Origin of the sequence: Micromonospora sp. NPDC051925, assembly GCF_044548625.1 — a bacterium.
Classification (GTDB): domain Bacteria; phylum Actinomycetota; class Actinomycetes; order Mycobacteriales; family Micromonosporaceae; genus Micromonospora.
Genome location: NZ_JBIUCH010000018.1, coordinates 154,862 through 173,291, shown reverse-complemented (window position 1 = coordinate 173,291; position 18,430 = coordinate 154,862). Strand labels below are relative to the sequence as shown.

15 protein-coding genes and 2 pseudogenes are annotated in these 18,430 nt (G+C 70.3%); 14 read left to right on the top strand and 3 right to left on the bottom strand.

Annotated elements, in window-relative coordinates:
• The 12 genes and pseudogenes from ACIG87_RS24020 to ispG all read left to right on the top strand — a co-directional run.
• Window positions 1-186: pseudogene (locus tag ACIG87_RS24020) on the top strand (polymorphic toxin-type HINT domain-containing protein); the annotation flags it as partial.
• A complete protein-coding gene (locus ACIG87_RS24015; RefSeq protein WP_396853383.1) occupies window positions 166-546 on the top strand; it encodes a deaminase domain-containing protein in 381 nt (126 codons plus the stop codon). The pseudogene ACIG87_RS24020 and the gene ACIG87_RS24015, both read left to right, overlap by 21 nt.
• Window positions 547-575: 29 nt before the next feature.
• Window positions 576-977 carry an SMI1/KNR4 family protein gene (locus tag ACIG87_RS24010; protein ID WP_396853366.1) on the top strand — a complete coding sequence of 134 codons (402 nt, stop codon included), beginning with the start codon at window positions 576-578 and terminating at the stop codon, window positions 975-977.
• A 542-nt stretch (window positions 978-1,519) separates the two neighbouring features.
• Window positions 1,520-1,681, top strand: a pseudogene (locus tag ACIG87_RS24005) (NUDIX hydrolase); the annotation flags it as partial.
• A gap of 554 nt (window positions 1,682-2,235) precedes the next feature.
• On the top strand, window positions 2,236-2,463 hold the full coding sequence (locus tag ACIG87_RS24000) for a hypothetical protein (RefSeq protein WP_396853364.1): 228 nt from the start codon (window positions 2,236-2,238) through the stop codon (window positions 2,461-2,463).
• 439 nt (window positions 2,464-2,902) lie between these two features.
• On the top strand, window positions 2,903-3,457 hold the full coding sequence (locus ACIG87_RS23995; RefSeq protein ID WP_396853362.1) for a GNAT family N-acetyltransferase: 555 nt from the start codon (window positions 2,903-2,905) through the stop codon (window positions 3,455-3,457).
• Between the two features lie 378 nt (window positions 3,458-3,835).
• Window positions 3,836-5,395: a polysaccharide lyase family 1 protein gene (locus ACIG87_RS23990; RefSeq protein ID WP_396853360.1), complete on the top strand. Its 1,560-nt coding sequence runs from the start codon at window positions 3,836-3,838 to the stop codon at window positions 5,393-5,395.
• Window positions 5,396-5,514: 119 nt separating this feature from the next.
• Entirely contained in the window at window positions 5,515-5,829 is a 315-nt protein-coding gene (locus ACIG87_RS23985) for a Scr1 family TA system antitoxin-like transcriptional regulator (protein ID WP_396853381.1), read from the top strand.
• Window positions 5,820-6,026, top strand: coding sequence for a DUF397 domain-containing protein (locus ACIG87_RS23980; RefSeq protein WP_396853358.1), 207 nt, complete (start codon window positions 5,820-5,822; stop codon window positions 6,024-6,026). Before ACIG87_RS23985 ends, ACIG87_RS23980 begins: the two co-directional genes overlap by 10 nt.
• 424 nt (window positions 6,027-6,450) lie before the next feature.
• Window positions 6,451-7,662 (top strand): 1-deoxy-D-xylulose-5-phosphate reductoisomerase, encoded by a 1,212-nt coding sequence (gene dxr / locus ACIG87_RS23975; protein ID WP_396853356.1) that lies wholly within the window; start codon window positions 6,451-6,453, stop codon window positions 7,660-7,662.
• Window positions 7,662-8,903 carry a M50 family metallopeptidase gene (locus ACIG87_RS23970; RefSeq protein WP_396853354.1) on the top strand — a complete coding sequence of 414 codons (1,242 nt, stop codon included), beginning with the start codon at window positions 7,662-7,664 and terminating at the stop codon, window positions 8,901-8,903. The genes dxr and ACIG87_RS23970 overlap by 1 nt, the downstream gene beginning before the upstream one ends.
• 9 nt (window positions 8,904-8,912) lie before the next feature.
• Complete coding sequence (ispG, locus tag ACIG87_RS23965; protein ID WP_396853352.1) at window positions 8,913-10,085, top strand: flavodoxin-dependent (E)-4-hydroxy-3-methylbut-2-enyl-diphosphate synthase; 1,173 nt, start codon at window positions 8,913-8,915, stop codon at window positions 10,083-10,085.
• Between the two features lie 166 nt (window positions 10,086-10,251).
• Here ispG and ACIG87_RS23960 read toward each other — a convergent pair whose 3' ends face one another.
• Complete coding sequence (locus ACIG87_RS23960) at window positions 10,252-10,833, bottom strand: PadR family transcriptional regulator (protein ID WP_396853350.1); 582 nt, start codon at window positions 10,831-10,833, stop codon at window positions 10,252-10,254.
• 128 nt (window positions 10,834-10,961) lie between these two features.
• Between ACIG87_RS23960 and ACIG87_RS23955 the strand changes: the two genes are divergently transcribed.
• Both ACIG87_RS23955 and ACIG87_RS23950 read left to right on the top strand, forming a co-directional pair.
• Window positions 10,962-11,801 carry a GNAT family N-acetyltransferase gene (locus tag ACIG87_RS23955; protein ID WP_396853348.1) on the top strand — a complete coding sequence of 280 codons (840 nt, stop codon included), beginning with the start codon at window positions 10,962-10,964 and terminating at the stop codon, window positions 11,799-11,801.
• A 224-nt stretch (window positions 11,802-12,025) separates the two neighbouring features.
• Window positions 12,026-15,757, top strand: coding sequence for an ATP-binding cassette domain-containing protein (locus ACIG87_RS23950; protein ID WP_396853347.1), 3,732 nt, complete (start codon window positions 12,026-12,028; stop codon window positions 15,755-15,757).
• A gap of 106 nt (window positions 15,758-15,863) precedes the next feature.
• On the opposite strand, the gene ACIG87_RS23945 is transcribed toward ACIG87_RS23950, so the two are convergent.
• Window positions 15,864-16,931, bottom strand: a complete 1,068-nt coding sequence (locus ACIG87_RS23945) for an NADH:flavin oxidoreductase/NADH oxidase (protein ID WP_396853345.1) — start codon at window positions 16,929-16,931, stop codon at window positions 15,864-15,866.
• A gap of 56 nt (window positions 16,932-16,987) precedes the next feature.
• Window positions 16,988-18,286: a dicarboxylate/amino acid:cation symporter gene (locus ACIG87_RS23940; RefSeq protein WP_396853379.1), complete on the bottom strand. Its 1,299-nt coding sequence runs from the start codon at window positions 18,284-18,286 to the stop codon at window positions 16,988-16,990.
• Window positions 18,287-18,430: the final 144 nt, after the last annotated feature.

Here is an 18,430-nt window from a genome sequence, read left to right as displayed (position 1 = left end):
TGGGTCCACGCCACGGACCTGCGGTCGGGGCAGTGGTTGCGGACCAGCGCCGGGACTCACGTGCAGGTCACCGCCGTCGAGCGGTGGACCGTCCTACAGGCCAGAGTCCACAACCTGACCGTCGCCAACTCCCACACGTACTATGTGCTGGCCGGTACAACGCCGGTGCTCGTACACAACTGCACGCCAAAGCAGGTGGCGGCTGACTATCGGGCCGATGCTGCTAATGGAGTCGGCGGTCGGAGGAACGTTGCCGTAGCACAGCATGATATTGACGGTGTACCTGGACAGCACATCGGTGTTAGCGGGCAGCACACCAATCCTGGCTCGGTGGCGGCACCTACAAATCGAGTGTTCGATCCGGGTGAGCGACCGTTCGACTCGGAAAACAAGATATTCGAACATTACGCAGCGAACCTTGGGTCAGACGCAAGAGGAACTATCAACCTGTACTCCGAGAGGGTCCCCTGCCCGAGTTGCTCGTCAGTTATCGATCAATTTCGGGAGAGGTTCCCCGGTGTTCAAGTAAATGTGAGTTGGGGGTAGTGGTGGGGTCGCTCGTAGAGGATCTTGGCATGTCGGCATCTGCCGAACTCATCGGCATATCGGCTGCGGAGGTAGATGAGGTCGCAGAAGACCAATCGGTTGCCTCAATGCCGAGTCGGTACGTTGAGTTCCTTCGAGTGATGGGCAGGACGGCTGGCCCTCTTCTTGTCGGAACGGACGCATTCTATCCCGACATTCTCGGCATCAAGCGGGATGGACTCGAGTTGCTTACTGATAACGGCGTTTCCGGATTCGCGCCACCTGATGCGATAGTTTTTGCAATGCATCAGGGCTATCAGATTTATTGGATGTCGAGCTCATTGTCGGATGACCCTCCAGTTTATATGTATCAGGAAGGCGACAAGGATGTGACTAGAGAGTGGAAATCATTTACTGAGTTCTTACGTCACGAGCTGTCGAAGACCGCGTAGAAGAGCAGCTGGACCCAGCGGGACGGTTGCACTACGTGGCGTCTGTCCGGCCAGATGCATGGTTGGTCGCCCGGGTTGCCGTCAGTCGGGTATTGGCATCGATACCTGCACATTCTTGCCTTGGGGCGCGAAACGTACGCGTGCGGGTGGCGTACCGCTTGGCGGTGCCTCGTCGATCCCCGGGACCGCTTCCACTGGGGTGGTTGGAGCGGTGTGCCAGGTGATGGCTCGGCCTCGCGCGGTCGGAAGGCCGGTGTTAGTCGGCGTGCGCGCGGGGCCGTAGGCCGTAGCGCGTGCGTGCGGCCCGGCGGTAGCCGGGCCGCCTTGATCCTGTTGAGCAGTTTTGGGCCAGTCGGATCTTGGTCGGATCTTGGTTGAGGGTCTTGGTCCGGCTGGCCTACTGCTTCGGTGCGCGGTCGCGGCTGCTGCGGGGACGCTTGGCGGGCGGCGAGGGCTGGTCGCCGTCGCCGGCCTGTTGGAGGCGTTCGGGTTGTGGGCGAAGTTGCCTCCGTCGGTCTGGTAGTCGATCACTTCGCATGCGCTACCTCGCCCGAGTCACCGCCGGCACGCTGATTGTCAGTGACGAGTCCACGGAGGTCCGCTTCATCCACCCCACCGAGTTCGACCACATCCCCATCCACGACACCGTCCGACTCCGCCTCCACCACCATGCCGAGCACCGCGACACCCCCTACCTCGGATAGCGCCGCCCATCGATGCCATGACACTGAAGGGCGTGGAGGTCTCCCCAGGTTGCCGTCAACACCGATAGATTTCGATGCGGCGAGTTCGTGCCACGCGCGAAAGGCCAGGTGAAACGCCATGAACGCGTAAGTCACACTGCGTGACGGGGTGAAAATCCCCCACGTATTATATGGTCGCCGGCAACACACCGGTCCTCGCCCACAACTGTGAGGGTCGGGAAAGCCTTAGCGATAACGGCTACGAATGGGATCACGACGAGACTGGCAGTCTTCTTTATGGTGAGGTTGATGCCCGATGGTGGATTAACTCGACTGGCCGACATGAAGAACGGTCCGGTGAGGGGGGCAAGTGATCTTCGGGCGGATGGTGGGTTCTCCAGGCAGCATGGTGCGGACAATCAATGGGGACCTTGCGGATGAGAGCAAGGCATCGTTCGCCGCAGCGCTTGCGGGCGGTACTCACCTTTGCGTGTGGATCGAGAGGTATCTGGTGGGGCGCCTGTTCGGCTAAAGTTCGGTAGGCCGTGATGCCCGCTGTAGGAGAGTGGCGCCACATGTTCCGTGTGTCGGTCGATTCTGGTGGCGAACTAGTTGATATTGCTCGCTTAATCAGACTTCACGGAGAGCCTAGTCAATACGTTCAGGCGGCAGCGGCATTGCGGAAAGAGTTCGGATTCAAGATCGTTGAAGCCTTGGCTGTTGTGGGATGGGCTGAAGGGGGCGACAACAGCGAAGCATCTCTGTTGGAAATGTGCCGCACGATACAAACGGGAATCAAGTAGCTGGGTCGGCGTCACGGCCCCGACATTCTCCTTCTATGTCAAGTGATTTTGTGACGACTCGTATAGCTTCGACGGGGTGGTTCCACCGAGCACTGCCAAGGTTGGCGTTGTGGCTGCAATCCTGGCTGTCGATCGCCATGATATTGATTCATCTTGGGGGCGTACTGGTTGCTTAGCTCGCGGCGGCAGCTGTCGTCTCGACTCGCCGGCTAGTGAGTTGCCGGTCGTGCTGAGGCCTGAGGCTCTGCCGCTTAAGCACTGGAAATATTCCGTCACTGCGGGGTTGAGAGGCCCTGTTATCCGCGCTGCCGTGGATTGTCGTCATCGCGGCTGACTCTCCATGGGGCCGACTGGAGGTATCGCTGGCTCAGTTCCATTGGTCCGCCGCGTGATCTTCGTCCTCTCTGGTGCCTTCGCGTACTCATTACGATCCCGGGGCATGACCGTGCTCACCACCACCAGGCTGACCATCCGAAACTGGACCGACAGCCCAGTCGACCTGGCCCGGATCTTCGACATCTACTCCCGCAACGAGGTGGTGCGCTGGCTGGGCGCGGTCCCCGGCCTGCCGTTGACCGACCCCAGGCAGGCGGCCGACCGGCTGGCGCTCTGGCGGGCCCGGCACGCCGACCACGGTGACCGGTACGGCACCTGGGCGGTGCAGACGCGCGACACCGGCCTGGTGGTGGGCACGATCCTGCTCAAACCGCTGCCCGGCCGGGACGAGGGCGTGCCCACCGATGACATCGAGGTGGGCTGGCACCTGCACCCCGACTCGTGGGGCCGCGGCTACGCCACCGAGGCGGCCCGCGCCCTGGTCGACCGGGAACTCGCCACCGGCGCCCCGCAGGTGTACGCGGTGGTGGCCCCCGGCAACGTGGCGTCGATGGCGGTGGCCCGCCGGCTCGGCATGACCCACCTGGGCCGCCGCACCGACTGGTACGGCGGCGAGGAGTTGGAGACCTTCGTCCGTCGGGCGTCGTTGCCGGCCTGATCAGCCGCCACCCCGCGCACCCGTACCTCAGGCGGTCATTAGCCGCAATCCGGACGACGCCTTGCGGTATCGATAGACGCCACCCTATTCTCGCTTGTGGAAAGCGCTTTCCAGATGCTCAGTGCGGGTGCCTCGGCGAGTTCCACCACCGCCGGAGGCGCCAGTTCGCCGTGCGCGGCAGCACGGCGAGCGGGTCGATCCGGTACACCGGCGCAGGCACCCCTGGCCGACCGGCGACTCCGCCTGACGGCCGCGAAGGCCCGGCCCGTCCCCGGCGCGCAGAGGTCCAACAGGATCACACCATCACCGCTGTCCGACCGGGCATCACACCACCCGGCAGCGGCACCACCACCAGGTAATGAGAAAGGTGACGTGAGGATGAGACGACCAGTTGCACGACGAGTCCAGGCGGGGCTGGCCACGGCGGCCGTCGGTGCCGCGATCTGCGTGGCCCTGCCGGTGCACCAGGCGTCGGCGGCGGCCGGCAGTGCCAGCGGCTACGCGACCCAGAACGGCGGCACCACCGGCGGCGCGGGCGGTCAGACGGTACGGGCCACCACCGGGACCGCGATCCACGCGGCCCTGTGTAACCGGGCCAGCAGCAGCACCCCGATCATCATCGAGGTGCAGGGCACCATCAACCACGGCAACACCACGAAGGTGTCCGGCAGTAGCTGCAACACCGCCGCCGACAAGATCGAGCTGAAGGAGATCAGCAACGTCACGATCATCGGGGTCGGCAGCGGTGCGGTCTTCGACCAGCTCGGCATCCACATCCGCGACTCCAGCAACATCATCATCCGGAACGTCACCGTCCGGAACGTCAAGAAGTCGGGGTCGCCCATCTCCAACGGCGGGGACGCCATCGGCATGGAGAGCACCGTCCGCAACGTCTGGGTCGACCACGCCACGCTGGAGGCGTCGGGCGGGGAGTCGGAGGGTTACGACGGACTCTTCGACATGAAGGACAACACCCAGTACGTGACGCTGTCGTACAGCATCCTGCGCAACTCCGGGCGGGGCGGCCTGATCGGGTCCAGTGAGAGCGACCGCTCGAACGGCTTCGTGACCTTCCACCACAACCTGTACGAGAACATCGACTCCCGTACGCCGTTGCTGCGGGGCGGGATCGCGCACATCTACAACAACTCGTACGTCAGCCTGAACGAGTCGGGGATCAACTCCCGGGCCGGTGCCAAGGCCAAGGTGGAGAACAACTACTTCAAGAACTCCAAGGACGTGCTGGGCACCTTCTACACCAGTGAGGCCGGCTACTGGCAGGCCAGCGGCAACATCCTGGACAACGTGACCTGGTCCAGCCCCGGCAGCGAGACCAACCCGGCCGGGCCGAGCATGCCGTCGACCACCAGCGTCAGCATTCCGTACTCGTACCGTCTCGACGGGGCGAGCTGCGTGCCGGACATCGTCCGGCAGACGGCCGGCGCGAACACCGGCCTGAAGGAGTCGAACGGGAGCTGCTCGCCGCAGACCCCGACGCCGACCACCCCCGGACCGACCACGCCCGCGCCGACCACCCCGGCCCCGACCACGCCGCCGCCGACCAGCAACCCCGGCGGGACCAACCTCAGCATCGGGGCCGGCTCCGACGGCTCCAGCAAGGCCAGCGGTACGAGCTATGGCGACGTAAGAGACGGCAACCTGAGCACCTTCTGGTCGCCGGCCGGAGCGACCGGTGACATCTCGATCAAGTGGAGCACCGCGACCAGCGTCTCCTCGATCAACATCCGGGAGGCGTCCGGTTCGGCCGGCAGCGTCACCTCCTGGCAGGTGCTCAACGGCGACACCGGTGCGGTGCTGGCCTCCGGCAGCCGGGCCGGCGTCATCACCTTCGCCCGGACCTCGCTGAAGAAGGTCACCTTCCGGATCAACAGCTCCACCGCCACCCCGAAGGTCGCCGAGTTCGAGACCTACGCCTGACCGTCGTTCCCCAGCGGTCCTGGGCGGTGATCGCCTTCCCCAGCCGTCCCGGGGGCGGTGATCGCCTTCCCCGGCTGGCGCGGGTCCAAGCCCGACCCGTCGAAGCGGTGATCAACTCAATGGGGTCGATGTGGGGGGTGTCCGATCGGCGTGGACACCCCCACATCGGCCCCGTTGTGATGATCAACCCTCTCCTGCACGTGGTGCCGGCGGATGCGGGGATGCACGCCGGGCTGGCCGGCCCGTTCATCCTGGTCCGCGTGCCCGACGGCGGAGAGGTGGCGCATCTGGACAGCGCGCTGCGCGCTCACATCACGGACCGGCCGGATGACGTTGATAGCCTTCAGCGCAGATGGGAGAGCCTTCGCGGCGAAGCACTGCCACGCAGGGCGTCCCGGGATCTCATACGGGAGTTGGCGAAGTCATGGACTTGAGCGGCGCAGTCTGGCGCAAGTCGACCCGCAGCGACAACGGTGGCTCCACCTGCGTGGAGGTGGCGACGAACCTGCCGCAGGTGGTGGGGGTGCGGGACAGCAAGGATCGGCGCGGCCCGGTGTTGACCTTCCAGCCCGTCGCCTGGGTCGACTTCGTCGCCGCGACCAGGGCGGGCACCCTCGGCTCCCGCAGGTGATCGACCCGGCGGGGCCCGGTGTTGACCTTCGCACCTGCCGCCTGGGTCGGCTTCGTCGCCGCGACCAGGTCGGGTGACCTGACCTCCGCCAGCAACTGATCCCCACGCCCAGCCCGACGGCCTGTGGCCTGGTGGCCCGATGGCCTGCGGCTCGGTGGCCGGGCGGTCTGCGGCGTTCATCTTCTCCCGGGTGCTGCGCCGTTGCGGGCGGCTCCGCGCCGTATCGGTCGGTTGATCGACTCAGTGGGGCCGATGTAGGGGTGTCCGGTCGGCGTGGACACCCCTACATCGGCTCCGTGGTGTTGATCAAGCGGGCGGGGCGGGCGTCCGACGCCGCTGGCCGGGGAGGAGCCGGGCGGGGAGGGTGACGTCGGGGGGTGAGGCTCCCAGCGGGGGCACAGCGTGCTCGGGGCAGAATGGCCGCGTGACAACTCCCCGCGACCTAGTCCTGCTCGGCTCGACCGGTTCGATCGGCACCCAGGCGATCGACATCGTCAAGCGCAACCCGGACCGGTTCCGGGTGGTGGCGCTCGGTGCCGGCGGCGGCAACGTCGCGCTGCTCGCCACGCAGGCCCTCGAACTGGGCGTGGACGCGGTCGGGGTGGCGAAGGCGTCCGCCGCGCAGGATCTCCAGCTCGCCTTCTACGCCGAGGCGAGCCGACGCGGCTGGGCCACCGGGGACTTCAAGCTGCCGAAGATCGTCGCCGGCCCGGACGCGATGACCGAGCTGGCGCAGTGGCCCGGCGACGTCGTCCTCAACGGGGTGGTCGGGTCGCTCGGGCTCGCGCCGACGCTGGCCGCGCTGGGCTGTGGTCGTACCCTCGCGTTGGCCAACAAGGAGTCGTTGGTGGCCGGCGGCCCGCTGGTCAAGGCTGCGGTGACGCGGCCGGGGCAGATCGTGCCGGTGGACTCGGAGCATTCGGCGCTGGCCCAGTGCCTGCGCGGCGGCACCCGCGGCGAGGTGCGGCGGCTGGTCGTCACCGCCAGCGGCGGGCCGTTCCGGGGGCGGCGGCGCGACGAGCTGACCGGGGTCACCCCGGAGCAGGCGCTGGCCCATCCGACCTGGAACATGGGGCCGGTCGTCACGATCAACTCGGCCACCATGGTCAACAAGGCGCTGGAGGTGATCGAGGCGCACGAGCTGTTCGACGTGCCCTACGCCGACATCACCGTGATGGTGCACCCCCAGTCGGTGATCCACTCGATGGTCGAGTTCGTCGACGGCTCCACCCTCGCCCAGGCCAGCCCGCCGGACATGCGGCTGCCCATCGCGCTCGGCATCGGCTGGCCCGACCGGGTGCCCGGGGCCGCCGCCGCGGTGGACTGGACGACCGCCCACACCTGGGAGTTCGCCCCGCTCGACGACGAGGCGTTCCCGGCGGTGGCGCTGGCCAAGGCGGCCGGCGAGGCCGGCTGCTGCCGCCCGGCGGTCTACAACGCGGCCAACGAGGAGTGCGTCGCGGCGTTCGTCGCCGGCCGGTTACCGTTCCTCGGCATCGTCGACACCCTGGAGCGGGTGTTGGAGGAGGCCCCCGATTTCGGTGAACCAGGTACCGTCGAGGACGTGCTCGCCGCCGAGTCGTGGGCGCGCGCGCATGCGCAGGAGATCATCTCGGGGTCGGGGAAGGAAGCCTGATGCTCTATCTGCTCGGGGTGGTGGTGATCGCCCTGGCGATCCTCGTCTCGGTGAGCCTGCACGAGGCCGGTCACATGCTGACCGCCAAGGCCTTCGGGATGAAGGTCACCCGCTACTTCGTCGGCTTCGGGCCGACGATCTGGTCGTTCCGCCGGGGTGAGACGGAGTACGGCCTCAAGGCCATCCCGCTCGGCGGCTTCTGCAAGATCGTTGGCATGACGCCGCAGGACGACGACGTCGAGCCGGGCGACGAGCAGCGGGCGATGTGGCGCTACCCGGTCTGGAAGCGGACGATCGTGATGTCCGCCGGCTCGGTCACCCACTTCGCGCTGGCCGTCATCGCGATCTGGCTGGCCGCCATGTTCATGGGCCTGCCCAACAAGGACATCCCCGACCCGCTGCCGGCGCACGTCAAGGTCGTCGACTGCGTCGTACCCACCGACGAGCAGCGCGAGTGCGCACCGGGCGACCCGGTCAGCCCCGCCAAGCAGGCCGGCCTGCGCGACGACGACAAGATCGTCGCGGTGAACGGGGTCTCGATCGCCGACTACACCGCGCTGGTCAAGACCATCCGGGAGCTGCCCCCGGGCCAGCCGGCGACGATCAGCTACGAGCGCGACGGCGTGCCGGGCCAGGTCCGGGCCGCGCTCACCGGCGTGCAGCGCAAGCCGTTGGACGACCCGAACGGCGCTCCGGTCACCGTCTCCGCGCTCGGTGTCGCCGGCCCGATGCTCCCGCCCGGCGTCCCGGCGAACGTCACCTACGGCCCGGTCGAGGCGATCCCGGCGACCGCCGGCTACACCAAGGACCTGGCCGTCGGCACCTACCAGGCGATCAAGCGGATTCCCGACAAGGTCCCCGCCCTGTGGACCGCCATCACCGGCGGCGAGCGGGACAAGGACACCCCGATCAGCGTGGTCGGCGCCAGCCGGCTCGGCGGTGAGGCGCTGGAGAACGGCGTCTGGCAGATGCTGGTCCTGCTGTTCATCTCGCTGAACTTCTTCGTCGGCGTGTTCAACCTGCTGCCGCTGCTGCCCCTCGACGGCGGCCACATCGCCATCGCCTGGTTCGAACGGGCCCGCTCGTGGCTGTATGCCAAGATCGGGCGGCGCGACCCGGGCCGGGTCGACTACCTCAAGCTGATGCCCCTCACGTACGTGGTGATCCTGATCGGTGGCGCGTTCACGCTGCTCACCGCCACCGCGGACATCATCAACCCGATCACGCTCTTCACAAGGTGAGTGCCTGAAGTGACCGCTGTCAGTCTCGGTATGCCCGCCGTACCGCCCCCGCCGCTCGCCCCGCGCCGGGCCAGCCGCCAGATCATGGTCGGCTCGGTGCCGGTCGGTGGGGGTGCCCCGGTCTCGGTGCAGTCGATGACCACCACCCTCACCTCCGACGTCAACGCCACCCTCCAGCAGATCGCCGAGCTGACCGCGTCCGGCTGCCAGATCGTCCGGGTCGCCGTGCCCAGCCAGGACGACGTGGAGGCGCTGCCGGCGATCGCCCGCAAGTCGCAGATCCCGGTGATCGCCGACATCCACTTCCAACCGAAGTACGTCTTCGCCGCGATCGACGCCGGCTGCGCGGCGGTCCGGGTCAACCCGGGCAACATCCGGCAGTTCGACGACAAGGTCCGGGAGATCGCGGCAGCCGCCTCCGCCGCCGGTACGCCGATCCGGATCGGCGTCAACGCCGGCTCGCTCGACAAGCGGCTGCTCGCCAAGTACGGCAAGGCCACCGCCGAGGCGCTCGTCGAGTCGGCGCTCTGGGAGTGCTCGCTGTTCGAGGAGCACGGCTTCCGGGACATCAAGATCTCGGTCAAGCACAACGACCCGGTGGTGATGATCCGGGCCTACCGGCAGCTCGCCGAGCAGTGCGACTACCCGCTGCACCTGGGCGTGACCGAGGCCGGCCCGGCGTTCCAGGGCACCATCAAGTCGGCGGTCGCCTTCGGCGCGCTGCTCGCCGAGGGGATCGGCGACACCATCCGGGTGTCGCTGTCCGCCCCGCCGGTCGAGGAGATCAAGGTCGGCAACCAGATCCTGGAGTCGTTGGGCCTGCGCGAGCGGGGCCTGGAGATCGTCTCCTGCCCGTCCTGCGGCCGGGCCCAGGTGGACGTCTACAAGCTCGCCGAGGAGGTCACCGCCGGCCTGGAAGGGCTGCCGGTGCCGCTGCGGGTCGCCGTGATGGGCTGCGTGGTGAACGGTCCCGGGGAGGCCCGCGAGGCCGACCTGGGGGTCGCCTCCGGCAACGGCAAGGGGCAGATCTTCGTCAAGGGGAAGGTCGTCAAGACCGTCCCCGAGGGGCAGATCGTGGAGACCCTGATCGAGGAGGCGCTGCGGATCGCCGACGAGATGGGCGCGGAGATCCCCGAGGAGCTGCGCGACCTGGTACCCGGCGCCACCGTCACCGTGCACTGACCCGGTCACCGTCGGAAGGGGCGGCCATCCCCGCTGGGGGACGGCCGCCCTTTCCGCGTACGCGTCGTGCCGTTGCCGGGGGTGCCTCCGGCCAGGCCGCGGCGGGAGGCGTATCCGTTGCCGGGGTCGCCTCCGTCCGGGCCGGCGGCGGGGGCGTACCCGGTGGTCATTCGGATTCGGCGAGGATGGCGTACAACTTGCGCCGGGTCTCGTCGAGCACCTGGGCGGCGCGTTCCCGCTGGTCGTCGGTGCCGGTCGTCATCACCTGCCGCAGCGCGTGCATGGCCTGCGCTCCGGCGTCCCGGATGTCGTGCCAACTGTTGACGGTGTCCTCGGCGAACTCCGCCCAGGGCGGGGTCTGCGCGGCCGTGGTGGCCTCCTCCCGGCCGGCGTCGGTCAGGCCGAACCGCTTGCGCCCGCCGCCGGCCGGATCGGTGCTGGCGGCGATGACGCCCTCGTCCTCCAGCAGTTGCAGGGTCGGGTAGATCGAACCCGGGCTGGGCCGCCAGGCCCCGCCGGTGCGGGAGTCGATCTCCTGGATCATCTCGTAGCCGTGCATCGGCCGCTCGGTGAGCAGGGCCAGCACGGCGTGCCGGACGTTCGGTCGCGGTCGACCCCGGCCCCGCCCGCGACCGCCCCGGCCGCCGCCCCAACCCCCGTGCCCGTGCGGGCCGGGTGGTACGGGCGGGAAGCCGAAGCCGCGTCGCCGGGCCTCGTGCAGCGCGTGGATCTGTTGGTGGAATCCCATCGTGTCGTCCTCCCTTGGACTGTCGGTGATGCATCAACGATATATCGCCAACGTGTCGCCGACAACTCCTCGGGCGGCTGCGCCGGTCGCCCGGCGAAGCACCGCCCGCATCTGGCAGGCTGGTAACCGTGCTGACGGTGCCGGTACGCCAACTGGGAGAGTCGGAGCGCCGCGCGGTCGAGCGGTTGCTCGACCTCGACCCGATCGCGGGCGCGCAGGTCGCCGAGCGGGTCGCGGCCCGTGGGCTGGCCTGGTGGCGTGCCGAGGGGCGGATCCTCGGCTACGGCACCCGCCGCAACCTGGAATCGATCTGCTGGCTCGGCGGCAACCTCACCCCGGTGCTCGCCACCGACTCGGCCGTCGCCGCCTTCGCCGAGCAGCTCTGCGCCGAGGAGCGGCTCTGCTCCTCCATCGTCGGGCGGGCCGACGCGGTGCTCGGCCTCTGGGACCGGCTCGCCGACCACTGGGGCCCGGCCCGCGACGTACGCCCCAACCAACCGCTACTGGCCACCGACGCCCTGCCCCGGGTACCGGTCGACCCCGAGGTACGTCGGGTCCGGCTCAGCGAGGTGCACCGGCTCTTCCCGGCGGCGGTCGCCATGTACGCCGAGGAGGTCGGCGTCTCACCGCTGGCCGACGACGACGGCCGGGCCTACCGCCGGCGGGTCGAGGACCTGGTCCGGGCCGGCCGGGCGTACGCCCGCCTGGTCGACGGGGAGGTCGTCTTCAAGGCCGAGCTGGCAGTGGTGACCCGCCGGACCGCCCAGATCCAGGGCGTCTGGGTGGCGCCGCAGTGGCGCGGACGCGGCATCGCCACTGCCGCGATGGCCGCCGTGGTACGCGACGCGTTGCTCCGGGTCGCCCCCACGGTCAGCCTCTACGTCAACGACTTCAACCTGCCCGCCCGCCGGGTCTACGAACGCTGCGGCTTCCACCCCATAGGCACCCTAGCCACCATCCTCTTCTAACACCCCCACCCCCACCCCACCCCCCTCCCACCCCCCTGCCTGTCGGCGGTGATCAAGAGGTTTCTGTCACCGATGAGGTGTTCCCGTGACAGAAACCTCTTGATCACCGTTTAGAGCGGGTGGGGTGGGGTGGGGGTGGGGGTGGGGTGGGGTAAATGTGTTGAGTGGGGGCGGGGGAGAGGTAAGGCTGGGGGGACCGCCACCCGAGTCCGGAGGGAATCTCCATGCGTCTGCTCCGTGATCTCTGGGCCTCTGCGCCGCGCCGCGTGTCGGCCGTGATCGTCCTCGTCGTGCTCGGCGCCGCCGGTCAGGCCGCCGCCTCGGCGGTGGCCGGTCCGGTGCTGGTGCACCGCTCCACCGGCTGGTTCGTCGCGCTGGTCGTCGCGCTGGTCGTCGCCGTCTTCACCGAGCTGGTGATCGCGCTGCTGATGGCCGGCCTCACCGCCGACTGGTCCGCCGACGTGCGCCGCCGGCTCTGCCGGGTCGCCCTCGGGCAGGACCTGCCCACTCTGGAGGGCACCCCCGTCGGCGAGCTGCTCGACCGGATCGACAACGACGTCTACCAGGTCGCCGCCGAGCTGCGCAACACCGGCGTACGGCTGCTCCAGGGGTTGGTGCTCTGCCTGCTCGCCACGGTCAGCGCGCTGTTCGTCTGGTGGCCGGCCGGCGTCGCCATGCTGCTGCTCACCGCGCTGCTCGGGGTGCTGCTGCACCGCCCCACCGCCGCCATCGCGCCGGCCCGAATGGCCGAGGAGGAAGCCTGGTCCGACCTGGCCGCCGTGATGGAGGAGGCGGTGCACGGCCAGGACGACGTACGCACCAGCCTCGCCCAGCCGTACGTGCTGCGTCTCTACGCCCGGCGGGCCGCCGAGGTGCTCACCCGCTGTCGCCGGGTCTTCCTGATGTCGGCACGGGTCACCGCCGTCGCCGCCGGCACCGTCCGGGTCGGGATCGCCGGGGTGGTGCTCGCCGGGGCCTGGGCGCTGGTCACCGGTCGGGTCGACGGGGCCCGGTTGACCGCGATCTGGCTGCTCGCGCTGAGCTTCGGCGCCACCGTCGAACACCTCGCCCGCTGGGTGCCGCACCTCCAGTACGCGCTCGGAGCCTGGGCCCGGGTGCTGCTGCTCTCCGACGCCCGGCAGGAACCGTCCGGCGGGGTCGTCCCCACCGACGGCGACCTGACCCTGCGGGGGCTCACCTTCCGCTACCCGACCACCGGGGAGGGGGAGCGGGGGCCCGCGTTGCGCGACCTCCGGCTCACCTTCGTCCGGGGCCGGTCGTACGCGCTGGTGGGGCGCACCGGGTCGGGCAAGTCCACCCTGGCCAAGGTGCTCACCCGGGCGGTCGAGGTGCCGCGCGGGACCGTCCTGCTCGGTGACACCGACCTGTGTGACCTGGACGTCGAGGAACTGCGCCGGTGGATCGCCGTGGTGCCGCAGCGTACCGAGATCCTGGCCGGCACCCTGGCCGAGAACGTCGCCCTGTTCGACCCGGACCTGCTCGACGACGCCCCCCGGGCGCTGGCCGAGCTGGGCCTCACCGGCTGGGTCGCGGAGCTGCCGGACGGCATCCGGACCCGGCTCGGCGAGGGCGGGTACGTGCTCTCCGCCGGCCAGGAACAGCTGGTGGCGTTCGCCCGGATCCTGGTCCGCGACCCGCACGTGGTGGTCCTCGACGAGGCCACCGCGCGGCTCGACCCGGTCACCGAGATCCGGGTACGCGAAGCCACCGAACGGCTGCTCACCGACCGGATCGGCATCATCATCGCGCACCGGCTCTCCTCCGTGCGGCGCTGTGACGAGGTGGTGGTGATGGCCGACGGGGCGGTCCTGGAAGCCGGGCCGCTGCGCTCCTCGGCCCGCTTCGCCGAGCTGCTCGCCACCAGCCATGCCGCTGCGTACACCTCGATCGGCATGGCCCCGGCCGGGGGCGGGGTGGGCCTGCTCGACGGGCCGGGCGAGAGGTGGCCGGCAGTCGACGACCCGGCCGGCACCTGGCCGGAGGCCGACGGGCCGGCCCGAGGTGGGCCGGGTGGTGCCTGGCCGGGGGCCGACGGGCCGGCCCGAGGTGGATCGGTCGGCACCTGGGCGGAGGCCGACGGGCCGGCCGGCGCGTGGCCGGGGGCCGACGGATCGTCCCGGGGCGAGCCGGCCGGCTCCGGGCCGGAGGTCGACGGTCCGGTCCGGGACGGAGCTGCCGATGGAGCTGCCGATGGAGCCGGGGCGTCCCGGCGGGCGGCGGTGGCCGTACCGAAGGGGGAGCCGCCGCCGCTGCCACCGGCCGCCCCCGCGCGGACCATGCGGGAGATCCTGCGGCTGGGCACCAACGACCCGCGCTACGGTCTGCTGTCGATCGCGATGTTCATGGTGATGATGGTGTTCGGCCTGGACGGCACGGTGCTGCCCTGGCTCTGGGCGGACGTCGTCGACGGCGGCAGCCCGTGGCTGCCGGCGATCGGCATCGCGGGTGCGCTGGTGATCGTCCTGCCGCTGCCCTACTGGACCAACGCGTGGTTCCCGCAGTGGTGGGTACGGCAGATGCTGCGGATGAGCCTGCGGCTGGTGCACGGGCAGACCGGCCCGCGCCGGACCAGTACGCACACCCCGGCCGAGGTGGTGGCCCAGAGCGGCGACACCGAACGGGTCGTGCAGCTCGCCGACAACCTGATGGACCAGTTCATCGCCCTGGTGACCATGGTGGTCATGACCCTGGTGACGGGCAGCCTCGTACCGGCGTTGTTCTTCCTCGGCACGATGGTCGTCTCCGGGCTCGCCGCCACCCTGTTCGGCCCCCGGCTGGAACGCTCCGCCCGGGACACCGTCGCCGCGCGGGCGGCCTTCGCCACCGCGCTGGTCTCCTCGCTGTCGGCGGCCCGGACGGTCAAGCTGGCCGGCGCTACCCGGCCCGTGCTGGCCCACCTCTCCGCACTGGACCTGGTCCGCAGTGACCGGCAGCGGCGGGAGATCGCCGCGCAGGTGTGGGCCCGGTCCACCCCGTCGGTGGCCAGCGGACTGCTGCCGATCGGCGCGTGGGCGCTCTTCCTGGCCGGTGGGCTCTCCGCCGGTGCCACCCTGGTCGCCGTCTCCACCCTCGGGGCGGCCCGCTGGTTCGCCTGGACCACTGCTTCACTGGTCTCGCAGTACCCGTCGGCGCGGGTCTGGACCCGTCGGACGGTGTCGATGACCGGGATCGGGGCGTACTCGGCGCAGGTGCCCGGGGTGGATCTCGCCGCCGGCACCGCCCCCGCGCCGGAGCCGCCGCCCCGCCGGCCACTGCGTCGGCTGGAACTGGCCGGCTTCGGGGCGCTGCACTCCGACGGCACCCTCGCCGTCCGGGACGTCGACCTGACCATGGACCGGGGCCAACTGGTGCTGGTGGTCGGACCGGTCGGCGCCGGCAAGTCGTCGCTGCTGCGGGCGCTGGCCGGGATCGTGCACCACGTCGGCGAGCTGCGCTGGAACGGCGAACCGGTGACCGAGCCGGAGCTGTTCCTCCGCCCCCAGCAGGTCGGCTACGTCGGTCAGCTGCCCCGGGTGCTCTCCGGCACGGTCGCCGACAACATCGCCCTCGGGCACGACGTGGACGCCGCCGGGGCGGTGAGCACCGCCCAGCTGGAGCACGACCTGGCCGCTGCCGGGGGCGGGTTGGGGCTGCTCATCGGCCACAAGGGCACCCGGCTCTCCGGTGGGCAGTTGCAGCGGCTGGCGTTGGCGCGGGCGCTCGCGCCGCGTACCGAGCTGCTGGTCGCCGACGACGTGTCGTCCGCCCTGGACGTCACCACCGAGCTGGCGCTCTGGGCGGCGCTGCGCGAGCACGGGGTGACCGTGGTCGGCTCCACCTCCAAACGGGCGGCGCTGGTCCGCGCCGACCATGTGGTGGTGCTGGTCGACGGCACGGTCGCCGCCCAGGGCCCGTGGCGTGACCTGGAGGACGACTGGGGTCACCTGGCCGGCTGACCCAGCCGGGCGAGGTGGTCGTGGCGGGGGCGGTTGCGCGGGTTCGGGGAGAGTTGTTGTCGCTCCAGCGACAACAACTCTCCCCAATGCGGTAACCCGGCGTGGGTCAGAAGGCGCGGGCGTACGGGGCGGGCCAGTCGGGGGTCGCGCCGAGCTTGGCGGCGGCGCGGCGCGGCCAGTACGGGTCGCGGAGCAGCTCCCGACCGAGCAGCACCAGGTCGGCCTCGCCGGCGGCGACGATCTGCTCGGCCTGCTCCGGCTCGACGATCAGGCCGACCGCACCCGTCGGTACGCCCGCCTCGCGGCGGATCTGCGCCGCCAACGGCACCTGGTAACCCGGCCCGACCGGAATGGCCGCACTGGTCGCCGCCCCGCCGGACGAGGCGTCCACCAGGTCCACCCCGGTCGCGGCCAGTTCGGCGGCGAGGGCCACGCTGTCGTCCACCGTCCAACCGCCGTCGACCCAGTCGGTGGCGGAGATCCGGGTGAGCACCGGCACCTGCTCGCCGACGGCGGCGCGGACCGCGCGGGCCACCTCCAGGGTGAGCCGCATCCGGGCGGCCCGGTCGCCGCCGTAGCCGTCGGTACGGTGGTTGGTCAGCGGGGACAGGAACTCGTGCAGCAGGTAGCCGTGCGCGGCGTGGATCTCCACGGCGGCGAAGCCGGCATCCACGGCCCGGCCGGCGGCGGTGGCGAAGGCCGACACCACCCCGGCGATCCCGGCCTCGTTCAGCGCGGTCGGCTGTCGGTAGTCGGGCAGGAACGGCTCGGTGCCGGGCCCGACCGGCGTCCAACCGCCCTCGGCGTCCGGCACCCCGCCGCGAGCCTCGGCCCAGGGCCGGTACGTGCTGGCCTTGAACCCGGCGTGCGCGAGCTGTACGGCGGGCACCGCCCCCTGGCCGGCGACGAACGCGGTGACCGGCCGCCACGCGTCGACGTGCGCGTCGGACCAGATGCCGGTGTCCTGGGGGCTGATCCGCCCCTCGGGGACGACCGCGGTGGCCTCGGTGACGACCAGGCCGGCGCCGCCGACGGCCCGGGAGCCGAGGTGCACCCGGTGCCAGTCGGTGGGCAGGCCGTCCGGGCCGGCGCTGTACTGGCACATCGGTGCCAGGGCGATCCGGTTGGGCAGGGTGACGCCGCGCAGGGCGAGCGGGGTGAACAAGGCACTCATGCGGTGATCCTCCGGTACCGGCGAGCAGGGGGTGTGTCGAAGGGGGACCGGAGGGGTCAGGCGGGTGCCGGCGTCAGCTCGTCCCTCCGGGCCGGTCGGTCGGCCTCGTCGGCGTCGGTCAGGTCGCGCCGGCCGGCGGTGGCGTAGGCGTCCCGGTCCAGGGTGCCCTCGCGGGCGGCCACGATGGTCGGTACGACGGCCTGCCCGGCCACGTTGGTGGCGGTGCGGATCATGTCCAGGATCGGGTCGATCGCCAGCAGCAGACCGGCGCCGGCCAGCGGCAGGCCCAGCGTGCTCAGGGTCAGGGTGAGCATCACGATCGCGCCGGTGAGGCCGGCGGTGGCGGCCGAGCCGACCACCGAGACGAAGGCGATCAGCAGGTAGTCACCGACGCCGAGGTCCACCCCGAAGACCTGCGCCACGAAGATCGCGGCGAGCGCCGGGTAGATCGCGGCGCAGCCGTCCATCTTGGTGGTGGCGCCGAACGGCACCGCGAAGGAGGCGTACTCGCGGGGGACGCCGAGCCGCTCGACGGAGCGCTGGGTCACCGGCATGGTGCCCACCGAGGAGCGGGAGACGAAGGCCAGCTCGATCGCCGGCCAGGCGCCGGCGAAGAAGCGCAGCGGGTTGAGCCGGCCGGCGGTCACCAGCAGCAGCGGATAGACCACGAACAGGACGATCGCGCAGCCGACGTAGACGGCGGTGGTGAACTTGGCCAGCGGGGCCAGCAGGTCCCAGCCGTACGAGGCGACCGCGTGACCGATCAGGCCGAGGGTGCCGATCGGGGCGAGCCGGATCACCCACCACAGCGCCTTCTGCACGATGCTCAGCACCGCGCGGTTGACCTCGACGAACGGTTCGGCGGCTGCGCCGACCAGCAGCGCGGCTGCGCCGACCACCAGGGCGAGGAAGACGATCTGGAGCACGTTGCCCTCGACGAACGCGCCGACCGGGTTGGTCGGCACGATGCCGGTGAGGAAGTCCGTCCACGAGCCGGTGGTCTTGGGCGGAGCGGCGCTGCCGACATCCAGGGTCACCCCCCGGCCAGGGTCGGTGAGCAGGCCGATGCCGATGCCGATGCTGACCGCGATCAACGCGGTGACGCCGAACCAGAGCAGCGTCTTCAGCGCCAGCCGGGCGGCGTTGGCCACCCCGCGCAGGCTGACCACGCTGACCACGATCGCGGTGAAGACCAGCGGCGGGACGGCCAGCTTGAGCAGCTGAACGAAGAGACCGCCGACGGTGTCGAGGGTGCTGGCCAGCCAACTCAGGTCGTTGGCGCGGGCGAGGAAGCCCAGCATCACCCCGAGTACGAGGCCGAGCAGGATCTGTGCGGAGAAGGGGAACTTGCGCAGGGTGGAAGCCATCAGGATGTGTCCAAGGTCGGTAGGGGTCGTCAACGGGCAGCGTCAGGAGCGCGGCTGCGCCGGACAGACTCCACTGGCCTGACGTCGGAGATCGACGTACAGGCGCACGGTGAGGTGCCAGACATTGGTCAT

Coding starts and splice junctions, on each gene's coding strand:
- ACIG87_RS23980 (WP_396853358.1), top strand. CDS start 5,820: ATGGACTTGAGCGGCGCAGTCTGGCGCAAGTCGACCCGCAGCGACAAC.
- ACIG87_RS23970 (WP_396853354.1), top strand. CDS start 7,662: ATGCTCTATCTGCTCGGGGTGGTGGTGATCGCCCTGGCGATCCTCGTC.
- ACIG87_RS23990 (WP_396853360.1), top strand. CDS start 3,836: ATGAGACGACCAGTTGCACGACGAGTCCAGGCGGGGCTGGCCACGGCG.
- ACIG87_RS23945 (WP_396853345.1), bottom strand. CDS start 16,931: ATGAGTGCCTTGTTCACCCCGCTCGCCCTGCGCGGCGTCACCCTGCCC.
- ACIG87_RS23960 (WP_396853350.1), bottom strand. CDS start 10,833: ATGGGATTCCACCAACAGATCCACGCGCTGCACGAGGCCCGGCGACGC.
- ACIG87_RS23950 (WP_396853347.1), top strand. CDS start 12,026: ATGCGTCTGCTCCGTGATCTCTGGGCCTCTGCGCCGCGCCGCGTGTCG.
- ACIG87_RS24010 (WP_396853366.1), top strand. CDS start 576: ATGTCGGCATCTGCCGAACTCATCGGCATATCGGCTGCGGAGGTAGAT.
- ACIG87_RS24000 (WP_396853364.1), top strand. CDS start 2,236: ATGTTCCGTGTGTCGGTCGATTCTGGTGGCGAACTAGTTGATATTGCT.
- ACIG87_RS23995 (WP_396853362.1), top strand. CDS start 2,903: ATGACCGTGCTCACCACCACCAGGCTGACCATCCGAAACTGGACCGAC.
- ACIG87_RS23985 (WP_396853381.1), top strand. CDS start 5,515: ATGGGGTCGATGTGGGGGGTGTCCGATCGGCGTGGACACCCCCACATC.